Genomic DNA, 12,893 nt, shown 5'->3' with positions numbered 1-12,893 from the left:
ATCAGAATGCGTGCGAGAACCGGCGCAGCTGCCAGGCGACGGCGACTGCGCCGGCCAGCAGCAGGGCGAGGTCAGCAACCAGCGAATTGAGCAGGACCGAGGCGAAAGCGAGCAGCGCCAGCACCACGTTGAGCGCAAGGACTTCGCCGACGACGCGCCACACCGTGAAGCCGTTGTCGGTCGCGCGCTGATAGAAGTGCGAGCGGTGCGCGGCCCAGAATGGCTCGCGCCGCGCCATGCGGCGAAACAGCGTGACCGTCGCGTCGGTCAGATAGTACAGCGGCAACAGCAGCGCGGCGGCGAATTGCTGATGCAGCGCGAGCTCGAGCAGGCACCAGCCGAGCAGCAGGCCGATCGGCAGGCTGCCGACATCGCCGAGGAATATCTTTGCCACCGGCCGGTTGAACGGCGCGAAGCCGAGCAGTGCGCCGCACAGCGCCGCCGCGACCAGCGCGGGAGCCGCGCCGATATGGCCGTAGCTGCCGAGCAGGGCGACCGCCACCGTGATCGGCACCGCCTCGGCCACCGTCATCAGGTCGAGCCCGTCCATGAAGTTGACGAGGTTCACGAACCAGAGGCCGGCAATCAATAGCAGGCCGCGTTCGAGCCAGAGCGGGCAGGCCGGAACGAGCCTGAGATCGCCGGGCACCGAAAACAACACGGCGGCAACGGCGGCGGCCTGCAGCAGCAGCCGCGGGATGACGGGCAGGGAGTGGATGTCGTCGGCAAAGCCCACCACCGCGATGAACAGGCAGGCCGCGAACACCGTGAAGGGAATCGCCAGGTCCGGCGATCCGGCCAGCACGATGACGATCCCCGCCGCGAGCAGCGTCGCCGCCGTGACCGCGATGCCGGCGCCTTGCGGCGTTGGAATGCGGTGCGACGAGCGTGCATTCGGCTTGGCCAGCGCCACGCGCAGCAGCACCGGCCGCGTCGCCCGGATCAGGACGGCCGAGATCGATGCAGCCAGAACCGCTGCGATCAACGACAGGAGGATCTCGAAACTGCTCATGCTGGTCTGGTCACTGCGATCCCGGGACTCACGCTTGTGATCCGGGGACTGCGATCGCCTCTGTGCCCTTGGCAGCCTTTTCCGGGCTCAGGACCCAGACCAGGCCGCCGAATACGCCGACCACGAACGACACCGCGCCGAACAGCAGCGAGATGTTGACGCCCTCATTGGCGACCAATCCGGCATAGCCGAAGGCCAGCGCCATGGTGGCCTCGCGCACGCCCCAGCCGGCGATCGAGATCGGCATCATCGTGATCAGCATGACAGGCGGCAACAGCTGGAATATCTCGCCGAAGGTGACCGGAGCCGTGATCGACTTCACCACGCACCAGGCGATCACGACGGTCACGACGTGAATGGCGATCGAAAGGGTGGCGACCCTCAAGCCGTGCTCGCGGCTGAACAGCACGCGGTTGGCGATGACCGCACAGGCGTGGATGTGGTGCGTTGCCCACCATTGCTTCAGCCAGGGCCACGGCAGCAGGCCGATCACCAGGAAGCCAAATCCGGCCGCCAGCGCCGCGAGGTCGAGCAGCAGCAGCGCCGTCCAGCCGTGGGAATCGGAAATCAGCCTATAGCTCCAGGGCAGGGTGGCCGCGATGACGACCGCCAGCGCAATCAGTCCGACCGCGCGGTCGACGAAAATCGAGTAGGTGGCCGTGCGCCAGCCCGCACCGGCGCGCGCGACGAGCCAGAGCCGCACGGCGTCGCCGCCGATCGAGGACGGCAGCGTCTGGTTGAAGAAGGTGCCGATCACGTTGAAGCGCATCGCCTGCGCGGTCCGAAGCGGCGCGCCGCACTCGACGCTGATCTCACGCCAGCGCAACACCCCGAGAAAGATCTGCAGGAACGAGACCGCGATGGCGAGGCCGAGCCAGCCCAGGCTCTCGACCTGGATGCGGGAGGCGAGATCGTACAGATTGACCTTGCGCAGCGAGAAATAGAGCAGCGCGGCCGAGATCAGGATCTTGACGGTCGAAAGCAGGATTCGGCGCATTTCGGTTCGCGCTGCCAGGTGTCAGGATGTGTCAAAAACAGCGCAAAACGCTTTCGCGCGCCCAAATTCGTCGCCTTGGTATGGTTTCCGCACCGATCTGGCAATACCCGTGCTGGTCCCTATTGCGGCAGGTGGGAAGGGGCGGCTAAACAGGCCGGAACGGGGACGTCCCGCCGCTCACCGGGAGTTTAGACCGGTAAAATCCGACCAGACGCGCGGGGGCGCGTGACCGCTCGGATCGTGCTTCCCACGTCAAAGGGGGCGCCGGCCGCGGCGGTCCGGGCCACTGGTATGCCGTCCGTGGATGGGTACGATGGACTTGCACGACAGGATTTGAGGCATCGATGGATCGACGAATTATTCCCCTGATCATGTGCGGCGGTGCGGGCACACGGCTGTGGCCGGCGTCGCGCGAGGTGCATCCGAAGCAGTTCCTGTCGCTGTTCGGGGTGCGTTCGACCTTCCAGGAGACGCTGCTGCGCGTCTCTGATCCGACCTTGTTCGAGCGTCCCATCGTGATCACCAACGAGGCCTATCGCTTCATGGTGTTGGAGCAGCTGGCCCAGATTGGCCGCGAGGCCGACGTGCTGCTGGAGCCGATGCGCCGCGACTCCGGGCCGGCCATTGCGGCCGGCGCGGCATTTGCGCAGAGCCGTGACGGCGAAGCGATCGTGCTGGCGCTCGCCGCCGACCACCTGGTGCGGGATACGGCCGCCTTCGTCGCTGCGTGCCGCGGCGGGTTGGTGGCTGCCGAAGCCGGCCGCATCGTGACTTTCGGCGTCAAGCCGGAGCGGCCCGCCACCGAATACGGCTATATCAGTCCGGGTGAGGTGGTCGCCGGCGAGGTGCGCGCGGTGGCGGAGTTCGTCGAGAAGCCGGATGCCGCGACGGCGGCGGGCTATATCGATACGGGTTATCTCTGGAACAGCGGCAACTTCATGTTCCGCGCCAGCGTGCTGCTCGACGAGTATCGCAATGTCGATGCGGACAGCATTGCCTCGGTGGAGCAGTCGGTTGCGTCAGCGACGCGCGATCTCGGCTTCGTCAAGCTCGATGCATCGGCATTCGGCGCGGCAAAGGCGATCTCGATCGATTACGCCGTGATGGAGAAGACCGCCCATGCCGCGGTGGTGCCGGTGGCATGCGGCTGGTCCGACATCGGCTCGTGGCGCCAGGTCTGGGAGCTCTCCGACAAGGACAGCCTCGGCAACGCGGCGCGCGGCGCGGCGGTGTTCGAGGACAGCCGCAATTGCAACGTCGCGACCGACCGGGCGCTGGTCGCGCTCGAAGGCGTCGACGACCTCGTCGTGGTCGCGACCCAGGACGCCGTGCTGGTGTCACGCCAGAAGGACGCCAACGGGCTGAAGCGGCTGGTCGCGAAATTGAAGGTCGCCGCGCCCGAGGTGACCGAGAACCACATCAAGGTGCATCGCCCCTGGGGCTCCTATCAGTCGGTCGACAATGGCGACCGCCACCAGGTCAAGCGCATCATCGTCAAGCCGGGCGGGCGGCTGTCCCTGCAGAAGCACCATCACCGCTCCGAGCACTGGATCGTGGTGCGCGGCACCGCCCAGGTCACCGTCAACGAGCTGGTCAAGACGGTGCACGAGAACGAGTCGATCTACATCCCGATCGGCGCGGTGCACCGGCTGGAGAACCCCGGCAAGATCCAGCTCGAGCTGATCGAGGTGCAGACCGGCAGCTATTTCGGCGAGGACGACATCATCCGCATCGAGGATGACTACCGGCGCAGCTGAGGCGTCGGTTCCCGCGCGAATGATCGGGCGTGGGACGATGTAACTCTTTGAATCAAAACGTGTCCGGATTTCGCCCTTGGCAATCGCCACATTTGAGGCGCCGTGCTATAGCGGCTGCCAACGAAGCGGGGTGATTTGCGCCGAAGGCGCGGATCGGGAAGACGGGCCTAGGTGCTGATTCCCTCGGAGCCGGTGTGGCTCCCTGAGGAGCCGGGACAACCGCCAGAACGTTACTTGGGGTCTACGATATGAATGCAAAAGTGTCCGCAGCCGGCGCGAAGGCCGATATCGGCCGCGCCTTGCGCGTCGGCGTGATCGGAGCCGGCGTGATGGGCAGCAACCATGCCCGCGTGCTGGCCGGACTGCCCGGCGTCGTGCTGATCGGCATCGTTGATCCGCTGCCGGAACACCGCACCCGCGCCATCGACCTGGTCGGCTGCCGCGCCTTCGAAACCCTCGATCAGCTGCTTGCCGAGGGCATCGATGCGGTGACGATCGCAGCTCCCACCCATCTGCATCACGAGATCGCGCTCGCCTGCATCGCGCGCAACATACATATCCTGGTCGAGAAGCCGGTCGCATCCACGGTCGAAGAGGGCCGCGAGATCGTCGCCGCCGCCGAGCGGGCCGGCGTTACGCTGATGGTCGGTCATGTCGAGCGCTTCAATCCGGCGGTCGCTGCGATCAAGCAGGCGATCTCGGGCGAGGACATCCTGTCGATCGGCATCACCCGGGTCGGCCCGTTCCCGCCGCGGATGTCCAATGTCGGCGTCGTGATCGATCTCGCCGTGCACGACATCGACCTGATCCGCTGGTTCACCGAGTCCGACATCGTCGAGGTGCAGCCGCAACTCTCGAGCGCGGTCGCCGAGCGCGAAGACATCGCGCTGCTGCAGTTCCGCACCGCCTCCGGCGTGCTCGCCCACATCAACACCAACTGGCTGACGCCGTTCAAGGCGCGCAACGTCACGGTCGCGACCCGCGGCAAGTATGTGATGGGCGACCTGCTCACCCGCCAGGTCACCGAATGTTTCGGCTTCAAGCCGGACGGCAGCTATTCGATGCGTCATCTGCCGGTCGGACACGACGAGCCGCTCCGCGCCGAACTGATCGCCTTCCTCGATGCCGTGCGTAGCGGCAAGCTGCCGGCGGTGTCCGGCGACGAGGGCGTCGCCAGCCTCGAGATCGCGATCCGCTGCCTGGAATCGCCCGCGCGGCCCGCTGCCTCGACGATGCGCAAGGGACCGCGCCGCGTCGCCGGCTGATCGTATTCACCGGCCGATTGTCATCCATTCAACACGTGCAAAGAGCTTCCATGAACCAGCATATGCAGCTTGAGCCCATTCCCTTCATCGATATTTCCGCGCAGCGCCGGCGGCTCGGCAAGTCGATCGATGACGCGGTCGCGCGCGTGCTCGACCATTGCCAGTTCATCAACGGGCCCGAAGTCACCGCCCTGGAGAAGGCGCTGGCGGACTATAGCGGCGCCAAGCATGTGGTGAGCTGCGCCAGCGGCACCGACGCGCTGCTGATGGTCCTGATGGCGAAGAATGTCGGCCCGGGCGATGCGGTGCTGTGCCCGACCTTCACCTTCTGCGCGACCGGCGAGGTCGTGACGCTGACCGGCGCGACGCCGGTCTTCGTCGATGTCGACGAGGAGACCTTCAACATCGACGTCGACTCGCTGAAGCGCGGCATTGCGACGGCGCGCGCCCGCGGGCTGAAGCCGGTGGCCGTGATCCCGGTCGACCTGTTCGGCCAGAGCGCGGATCACGATGCGATCGGCGCGGTCGCCGAGGCTGAGGGCCTGTTTGTGTTGGATGATGCCGCGCAGGGCTTCGGCGCCACCTACAAGAACCGCAGGCTCGGCACTTTCGGGCTCGCCACCGGAACCAGCTTCTTCCCGGCAAAACCGCTCGGCTGCTTCGGCGACGGCGGCGCGATCTTCACCGATGACGAGGAACTCGCGCGCACGCTGCGCAGCATCCGCGTCCACGGCCAGGGCTCGGACAAGTACGACAACGTCCGGCTCGGCCTCACGGCGCGGCTCGACACCATGCAGGCCGCGATCCTGCTCGAGAAGCTGAAGATCTTCGACGACGAGATCGCGGCGCGCAACAAGGTCGCCGAACGCTATTCGCGCGCACTCGGCAACCTCGTCGCGGTGCCGCGCGTTGCTCCCGGCTGCACCTCGGTGTGGGCGCAGTACACCATCCGCCTGTCCGAGGGCATCGATCGCGACGCCTTCGCGGCCGCATTGAAGGCGCAGGGCGTCCCGACCATGATCTACTATCCGAAGTCGGTCCATCAGCAGACGGCCTACAGCCACTATCCGGTTGCCGACGGCGGCCTGCCGGTCAGCGAGCGGCTGTCGAAGGACGTCATTGCCCTGCCGATGCATCCCTATCTCGACGAGGCGGCGCAGGACCGCGTCATCGCGGCTGTGCGCAGCGCGCTTTCGGCCTGATACGCAGCTTTTGCGTATGGTGATGATGCGCTAGAAGCAGCGCATGCTTGGGCGCATCTTCACTGTCGGCGGCTATACCCTGCTATCGCGGGTCACCGGGTTCGCGCGCGACATCATGCTCGCGGCGATCCTCGGTGCCGGCCCGGTCGCCGACGCCTTCTTCGTGGCGCTCCGGCTGCCCAATCATTTTCGCGCGATCTTCGCCGAAGGCGCCTTCAACGCCGCCTTCGTGCCGGCCTATGCCCATGTCCATGGCGAACGCGGCGAAGCCTCGGCACGGCTGTTCGCCGACCGCATCTTCACGCTGCTGTTCGCCTCGCAGGTGATCCTGCTGGTGGTCGCGATGGCGTTCATGCCGCAGGCGATGAGCATCCTCGCGCCGGGCTTCACCGAGGACGCCGCCCAGCGCCAGCTCGCGATCGAGCTGACGCGGATCACCTTTCCCTATCTGCTGCTGATCACGCTGGTGACGCTCTATGGCGGCATGCTCAACGTGATGCATCGCTTCGCCAGCGCCGCCGCGGCGCCGATCTTCCTCAACCTCGCGATGATGATGACGCTGGCGCTCGCGGCGTTCTTCCCCAGCGCCGGCCATGCGGCGGCCTGGGGCGTCCTGATCTCGGGCGTCCTGCAGTTTGCCCTGCTCGCCGGCGACCTCGCGCGCCACGGCGGCCTGCCGCGGTTCGCGCCGCTGAGGCTCGACGAAGACGTCCGCGCCTTCTTCCGTGCGCTGGGTCCTGCGACGCTGGGCTCGATGGGGACGCAGGTTGCGTTGTTCGCTGACACCATCATCGCGACCTTCCTGCCCGCAGGCGCGCTGTCGGCACTGTACTATGCCGACCGCCTCAACCAATTGCCGATCGGCGTGATCGGGATCGCGATCGGCACCGTGCTGCTGCCGGAGATGTCGCGGCGCCTGACCGCCGACGATCACGCCGGTGCGATGGCCGCGCAGCGCCGCGCGTTCGATTTCACGCTGCTGTTCTCGGTGCCGTTCGTGGCGGCGTTCCTGACGGTGGCCGATCCGATCATGCGCGCGATGTTCGCCCGCGGCGCGTTCTCCAAGGCGGACGCCGCAAGCGCAGGTGCCACGCTCGCCGCCTATGCGGTCGGGCTCATTCCCTTCGTGATGATCCGCAGCGCCGTTGCGACCTTCTATGCCCGCAAGGATACCGCAACCCCGGTGAAGGCGGCGCTGACCGGGGTCGCGGTCAACGTCGCGCTGAAGATCGCGCTGGTCGGCACGCTGGCGCAGGTCGGCCTCGCGCTCGCGACCGCGGTCGGCGCCTGGGTCAACCTGCTGCTGGTGCTGATATTCGCGATCCGACGCGGCTATCTCGTGCTCGACCGCGTGCTGATCCGCTCGTTCGGCACGTTTGCGATTTGCGGCGTGCTGCTCGCGCTCGCGCTGTGGCTGACCTCCCATTTCGCCTATGTGTGGTTCGCGCCGGTGCAGCATTTCCGCGACGAACTGATCCTGCTGCTCCTGATCGCCGTCGGCGCCTTCGTCTACGCCTTCCTGATTCTTGCGCTGTTCGGCCGCGGCTGGCTGTTCGCGCTGCGGCGCGTATAGTTTTACCTGTCAAATCAAATGCATAGGAACGGGGTGCACGACAGCGCCGCGCGCGGTGGAAAGCGGTTTGCGCTTCGCGGGCAACCACGCCAATATGCGCAAAACACACCAAGGCAATTGGAGAGACGATGGCAGCTCCCATCAAATTCGGCGTCGGACAAAGCGTGCGGCGCAAGGAGGACGACGCTCTGATTCGCGGCAAGGGCCGCTATACCGATGACGTCGCGCCATCTCCCGCATTGCACGCGTTGATGCTGCGTTCGCCGCATGCGCATGCCACCTACACCATCGATGCCGGCAAGGCCCGCGGCATGCCGGGCGTGGCGCTGATCCTGACCGCGGCCGATGTCGCCGAGCTCGGCGGCCTGCCGTGCCTGTTCAACCTCGAAACCGATCCGTTCATTGCGCCGCCTTATCCGATCCTCGCCAAGGATGAGGTGCGCCATGTCGGCGATGCCGTGGCCTTCGTGGTCGCCGATACCGTCGATCATGCCCGCGACGCGATCGAGGCGATCGACGTCAAATGGACGCCGCTGCCGGCGGTGGCCGGCCTCGTCAACGCGGTGAAGAAGGGCGCGCCGCAGGTATGGCCGGACAAGCCCGGCAATGTGCTGTTCGATGTCTCGATCGGCGACAAGGGCGCAGCCGAAGCCGCGTTCGCCAAGGCGCATGCGGTGGCCGAGATCACCATCGTCAATCCGCGCGTCATCACCAATTTCATGGAGACGCGCGCCGCGGTCGCCGAATACGACGCCAAGAAGGATCATTTGACGCTGACGATCGGCAGCCAGGGCAGCCACCGCCTGCGCGAGATCCTCTGCGACATGATCCTGAAGATGCCGAAGGAGAACATGCGGGTGATCTGCCCGGATGTCGGTGGCGGCTTCGGCACAAAACTATTTCCCTATCGCGAATACGCGCTGATCTCGGTTGCGGCGCGCAAGCTCAAGAAGTCGGTCAAATGGACCGCCGAGCGTTCCGACCATTTCATGGGCGACGCGCAGGGCCGCGACAACCTCACCACCGCGAAGATGGCGCTCGCCGAGGACGGCAAATTCCTCGGCATGGATGTCGATTTGATGGGCGACATGGGCGCCTATCTCTCGACCTTCGCGCCCTATATCCCGCATGGTGGCGCCGGCATGCTGCCGGGCCTCTATGACATCCAGGCCTTCCATTGCCGAGTCCGCACCGTGTTCACCAACACGGTGCCGGTCGATGCCTATCGCGGCGCCGGTCGCCCGGAGGCCGCCTACGTCATTGAGCGCCTCGTGGATGCCGCCGCGCGAAAACTCGGCATGACGCCCGACGCCATCCGCCGGAAGAACTTCATCTCGCCGAAGTCGCTGCCCTACACGACCGCGACCGGCAAGGTCTACGATTCCGGCGACTTCGTCGCGCATATGAAGCGCGCGATGGAGATCGCCAACTGGAAGGAGTTTCCAAAGCGCGCCAAGGCGGCGAAGAAGGACGGCCTGGTGCGGGGCATCGGCATGGCGAGCTATGTCGAGGTCTGCGGCACCATGGGCGAGGAGACCGCCAATGTGGCGCTCGATCCCAATGGCGACATCTCGATCCTGATCGGCACGCAGTCGAGCGGTCAGGGCCACCAGACCGCCTATGCGCAGATCGTCGCCGAGCAGTTCGGCGTGCCGCCCGAGCGCGTCCATGTGCTGCAGGGAGACACCGACAAGATCGCGACCGGTCTCGGGACCGGCGGCTCGGCCTCGATTCCGTCCGGCGGCGTCAGCGTGCAGCGGGCGACGCACGAGCTCGGCAACAAGCTGAAGGAGCTCGCGGCGCAGGCGCTGGAAGCCGGCGCCGGCGACCTCGAAATCGCAGACGGCCGCATTCGCATCGCCGGCACCGACCGTTCGGTCAGCTTCGCCGATCTCGCCAAGCGTCCCGGCGGCGACACATCGAAGATGAATGCGAGCGCGACCTTCGCCAGCGCTGACGGCACCTATCCGAACGGCACGCATCTCGCCGAGGTCGAGATCGATCCCTCAACCGGCATCATCAAGATCGTCAGTTACGTCATCGTCGACGATTTCGGCGTCACGCTCAATCCGCTGATGCTGGCCGGCCAGGTTCACGGCGGCGCGATGCAGGGCATCGGGCAGGCGCTGATGGAGCAGGCGGTGTACAGCCCGACCGACGGTCAGCTCGTCACCGGCACCTTCATGGACTATGCGATGCCGCGCGCCGCCGACGGGCCGTCCTTCGTGTTCGAAACCCACAACGTGCCGTGCACGACCAACCCGCTCGGCGTGAAGGGCGCGGGCGAGGCCGGCGCGATCGGCTCCTGCCCGGCGGTCGTCAACGCGATCGTCGAGGGGCTGCATCGCGAGTTCGGGATCGACCACATCGACATGCCGGCGACGCCGGAGCGGGTCTGGATCGCGATCCGCGAGGCGCAGCGCCGCCATACTCTCTGATAAATTGTCGCAGGCGGAATGAAGATTCCGCCTGCGGTGTTTGCCAACCAGGCCGGCCGCGCACCTGCGGACCGGGACAGAGCGAATTGAGGGGTTTTGCCGATGAAGCGGATTGTCGTCGTTGCTGCGATGCTGGCGTTGAGTGCGGGTGCCGTCGTAGCCGACCAGGAGCAGGTCAAGCAGACCCAGGCGCAGATGAAGGAGACCGGCAAGAACGCCGGTGCGCTCGGGGCCATCATCAAGGGCGAGAAGCCCTATGACCAGGCAACCGTCGATGCTGCACTGGCGAAGTTCGAGGACACCGCCAAGAAGCTGCCGACGCTGTTCCCCGAAAGCTCCAAGGGGCTGAAGACCGAAGGCGATTACTCGGCCGATCCGAAGATCTGGGAAGACAAGGCGGGCTTCGAGCAGCACATCGCGAGCTATGCCAAGGCCGTCGCGGACGCCAAGGGCAAGATCAAGGATGTCGACACGCTGAAGGCCGAGCTCGGTGTCATCGGCAAGCAGTGCGGCGGCTGCCACGAGACCTATCGCCTCAAGAAGGGCTGATCGTGGTTTCCGACGCTGCAGGTCTTCATTGAAGAGGGGCGGACGCCGCGTAGCGTCCGCCCCTCTTTTGTGTCGGCCTTTTGTTGTTCGATTTGCGCCGTCGGGCCTACTTGGTGACCTGGCCGCGGATCTCGCCGCCCGGGTTGGCCGCGGTGTGGACGTTGACATAGTACTTGCCGGCGAGCAGATCGGCGGCCTGCGCGTCGGTCAGCGTGGCGCTGCCTTCGACAGGGCTCGACGTCGCGTTCGGGATGGCGACCGCGACGCCGGAATTCTTGCCGGCCTCGGCAGGGCCGTGGAAATGCGCGGCGGTGGCTGGGCCTGACAGGCCGGAATATGTCAGCTTCCAGCTGAGTTTCTTGCTGGCGGCATCATAGTCGATGTCGGCAGTGCCGGTGCCCGCGCTGGTGGTGGCAGGCACTTCGGATTTGCCGTCCAGCTTCGCTGTCAGCTTCTCGGCGAAGGCCGGACCGGCGAGGGCGACGGCAGCACCGAGTGTCAGCGTGGCAAGCAAGGTCTTGTTTGGCATGGTTCTCTCCCCTTTGACGTCACAGGACGGTTGCAGTTCTTCAACAGCGGCTTCGCCGATTTATTCCCAGAATGATCGTGAGCTGCGGCAAATTTGATGAGAGCTTGTACGAAGGGTTGTCATCATACTGGTTGATACGCTAGCGCGACCAATGACGGATCGGTGAATGTTGCGACGAATTGTTCTCCTTGCCGGCCTGGCCGGCATCATCGGCATCTGCGTGTTCTGGTGGCTGACGATCCCCGCGACCGTCGCCGCGAGTGCGCTGCCGGCCTACCAGCCAAACCTGGCCAACGGCCTCACAACGTTCAATGCGGGAGGATGTTCCTCCTGCCACGCGGTGCCGAAGCAGGACGACCGCACCAAATTGGGCGGCGGCCTCGCGATACCGTCGCCGTTCGGCACCTTCTACGCGCCGAACATCTCGCCCGATCCGAATGACGGCATCGGGCGCTGGAGCGAGGCCGATTTCGTCACCGCGGTCATGAAGGGCACCTCGCCGTCGGGGACGCACTATTTCCCCGCGTTTCCCTACACATCCTATCAGCACGCCAGGGTCAACGACGTGCGCGACCTGTTCGCCTATCTGAAGACCTTGCCGCCGGTCGCCGGCAAGGTGCGCGACCACGACGTGCCGTTTCCGTTCAACATCAGGCGCAATGTCGGGGTCTGGAAATTCCTGTTCATGGACGGCAAGCCGTTCGTCGCGGATGCAAGCCGCTCGGCGCATTGGTATCGCGGCGCCTACCTCGTCAACAGCTTCGGTCATTGTGCCGAGTGTCACAGCCCGCGGAATTTCCTCGGCGGCATCATCAGCTCGCAGCGTTTCGCCGGCGGCCCGAATCCGGAGGGCGAAGGCTGGGTCCCCAACATCACGCCGCGGGGGATCGCGGACTGGAGCGCGAAGGACATCGCCTATTTCCTCGAAAGCGGACAGACGCCGGACGGCGATAGCGCCGGCGGATCGATGGTGCGCGTGATCCGCAACACCTCGCAGCTCTCGTCAAGCGATCGCGACGCGATCGCCGACTACATCAAGTCGCTGCCGCCGGTCGACGGGCCGCCAAAGCCGATGAAGAAGGGCGGCTAGAGCGGAGCACGATCTTTCGCAACACCGCGCGACGCACGTTTCCGGATCATGCTCTGGCGCAGCGGCGTGTGCTACCTGGTGACGGCCGTCGGGATGTGAGCGGTGCTGCCCAGCGGCTCGATGGAGAAGTTGATCGGCACGTCCTGGCCGTCACGGCATTTCAGGAGGCCCGAATAGCCCTGCGCTCCGGATGCCGCGAGGTGGCATTTGTCGTCGGCCAATGCCAGCGTACCCTCGACATGCGGTGGCCGCGTCGATACGTGCAGCTCGAGGGTGCCGGTCTTTTCCTCCGATCCGTTGATGCTGCAGAGCCCGACATGCCGCAATGTGATCGCGCCGGCATAGCCTGTGCTGTCAGCGGTGCCGGCGAGATTCGCCTGCATCTCCCATTCCTGCAGATAGCCGATCTGACCTTTCGCGGAGAGGGACTGCGCCAATGCAGGGCCGGCGCTGATTGCGCATGCTGCGAGCAACATGCGTG

The 12,893-nt window shown here is 65.8% G+C and carries 11 protein-coding genes; 7 read left to right on the top strand and 4 right to left on the bottom strand.

The window, feature by feature from the left end; genetic code table 11:
* Window position 1 precedes the first annotated feature (1 nt).
* Both JQ507_22210 and JQ507_22205 read right to left on the bottom strand, forming a co-directional pair.
* Entirely contained in the window at window positions 2-1,012 is a 1,011-nt protein-coding gene (locus JQ507_22210) for a glycosyl transferase (GenBank protein ID QRI67675.1), read from the bottom strand.
* A gap of 28 nt (window positions 1,013-1,040) precedes the next feature.
* A complete protein-coding gene (locus JQ507_22205) occupies window positions 1,041-2,009 on the bottom strand; it encodes a flippase-like domain-containing protein (GenBank protein ID QRI67674.1) in 969 nt (322 codons plus the stop codon).
* 344 nt (window positions 2,010-2,353) lie between these two features.
* Here JQ507_22205 and JQ507_22200 point away from each other — a divergent pair, with 344 nt between their 5' ends.
* The 6 genes from JQ507_22200 to JQ507_22175 all read left to right on the top strand — a co-directional run bounded on the left by JQ507_22200 (window position 2,354) and on the right by JQ507_22175 (window position 10,793).
* A complete protein-coding gene (locus JQ507_22200) occupies window positions 2,354-3,766 on the top strand; it encodes a mannose-1-phosphate guanylyltransferase/mannose-6-phosphate isomerase (GenBank protein QRI67673.1) in 1,413 nt (470 codons plus the stop codon).
* Window positions 3,767-4,014: 248 nt separating this feature from the next.
* Window positions 4,015-5,031 carry a Gfo/Idh/MocA family oxidoreductase gene (locus tag JQ507_22195; GenBank protein QRI67672.1) on the top strand — a complete coding sequence of 339 codons (1,017 nt, stop codon included), beginning with the start codon at window positions 4,015-4,017 and terminating at the stop codon, window positions 5,029-5,031.
* 50 nt (window positions 5,032-5,081) lie between these two features.
* A complete protein-coding gene (locus tag JQ507_22190) occupies window positions 5,082-6,233 on the top strand; it encodes a DegT/DnrJ/EryC1/StrS family aminotransferase (GenBank protein ID QRI67671.1) in 1,152 nt (383 codons plus the stop codon).
* A 43-nt stretch (window positions 6,234-6,276) separates the two neighbouring features.
* Window positions 6,277-7,806 carry a murein biosynthesis integral membrane protein MurJ gene (murJ, locus tag JQ507_22185; GenBank protein ID QRI67670.1) on the top strand — a complete coding sequence of 510 codons (1,530 nt, stop codon included), beginning with the start codon at window positions 6,277-6,279 and terminating at the stop codon, window positions 7,804-7,806.
* Between the two features lie 128 nt (window positions 7,807-7,934).
* Window positions 7,935-10,244, top strand: a complete 2,310-nt coding sequence (locus JQ507_22180) for a xanthine dehydrogenase family protein molybdopterin-binding subunit (protein QRI67669.1) — start codon at window positions 7,935-7,937, stop codon at window positions 10,242-10,244.
* A 102-nt stretch (window positions 10,245-10,346) separates the two neighbouring features.
* The gene (locus tag JQ507_22175) at window positions 10,347-10,793 is read left to right on the top strand and encodes a cytochrome c (GenBank protein ID QRI67668.1); all 447 of its coding nucleotides are present in this window, start codon (window positions 10,347-10,349) and stop codon (window positions 10,791-10,793) included.
* Window positions 10,794-10,899: 106 nt separating this feature from the next.
* Here the strand turns inward: JQ507_22175 and JQ507_22170 are convergent, their stop codons facing one another.
* The gene (locus tag JQ507_22170) at window positions 10,900-11,322 is read right to left on the bottom strand and encodes a CHRD domain-containing protein (GenBank protein QRI67667.1); all 423 of its coding nucleotides are present in this window, start codon (window positions 11,320-11,322) and stop codon (window positions 10,900-10,902) included.
* A 166-nt stretch (window positions 11,323-11,488) separates the two neighbouring features.
* Between JQ507_22170 and JQ507_22165 the strand changes: the two genes are divergently transcribed.
* Window positions 11,489-12,412 (top strand): cytochrome c, encoded by a 924-nt coding sequence (locus JQ507_22165; GenBank protein QRI67666.1) that lies wholly within the window; start codon window positions 11,489-11,491, stop codon window positions 12,410-12,412.
* Window positions 12,413-12,483: 71 nt separating this feature from the next.
* Here the strand turns inward: JQ507_22165 and JQ507_22160 are convergent, their stop codons facing one another.
* Window positions 12,484-12,888 carry a hypothetical protein gene (locus JQ507_22160; GenBank protein QRI67665.1) on the bottom strand — a complete coding sequence of 135 codons (405 nt, stop codon included), beginning with the start codon at window positions 12,886-12,888 and terminating at the stop codon, window positions 12,484-12,486.
* Window positions 12,889-12,893 lie beyond the last annotated feature (5 nt).

Origin of the sequence: Bradyrhizobium sp. PSBB068 (genome assembly GCA_016839165.1) — a bacterium.
In the GTDB taxonomy this organism is placed as follows: domain Bacteria; phylum Pseudomonadota; class Alphaproteobacteria; order Rhizobiales; family Xanthobacteraceae; genus Bradyrhizobium.
The sequence above is the reverse complement of the archived record's forward strand: the minus strand, read 5'-3'. Positions and strand labels throughout refer to the sequence as shown.

Coding starts and splice junctions, on each gene's coding strand:
- JQ507_22210 (QRI67675.1), bottom strand. CDS start 1,012: ATGAGCAGTTTCGAGATCCTCCTGTCGTTGATCGCAGCGGTTCTGGCT.
- JQ507_22205 (QRI67674.1), bottom strand. CDS start 2,009: ATGCGCCGAATCCTGCTTTCGACCGTCAAGATCCTGATCTCGGCCGCG.
- JQ507_22200 (QRI67673.1), top strand. CDS start 2,354: ATGGATCGACGAATTATTCCCCTGATCATGTGCGGCGGTGCGGGCACA.
- JQ507_22195 (QRI67672.1), top strand. CDS start 4,015: ATGAATGCAAAAGTGTCCGCAGCCGGCGCGAAGGCCGATATCGGCCGC.
- JQ507_22190 (QRI67671.1), top strand. CDS start 5,082: ATGAACCAGCATATGCAGCTTGAGCCCATTCCCTTCATCGATATTTCC.
- murJ (QRI67670.1), top strand. CDS start 6,277: ATGCTTGGGCGCATCTTCACTGTCGGCGGCTATACCCTGCTATCGCGG.
- JQ507_22180 (QRI67669.1), top strand. CDS start 7,935: ATGGCAGCTCCCATCAAATTCGGCGTCGGACAAAGCGTGCGGCGCAAG.
- JQ507_22175 (QRI67668.1), top strand. CDS start 10,347: ATGAAGCGGATTGTCGTCGTTGCTGCGATGCTGGCGTTGAGTGCGGGT.
- JQ507_22170 (QRI67667.1), bottom strand. CDS start 11,322: ATGCCAAACAAGACCTTGCTTGCCACGCTGACACTCGGTGCTGCCGTC.
- JQ507_22165 (QRI67666.1), top strand. CDS start 11,489: ATGTTGCGACGAATTGTTCTCCTTGCCGGCCTGGCCGGCATCATCGGC.
- JQ507_22160 (QRI67665.1), bottom strand. CDS start 12,888: ATGTTGCTCGCAGCATGCGCAATCAGCGCCGGCCCTGCATTGGCGCAG.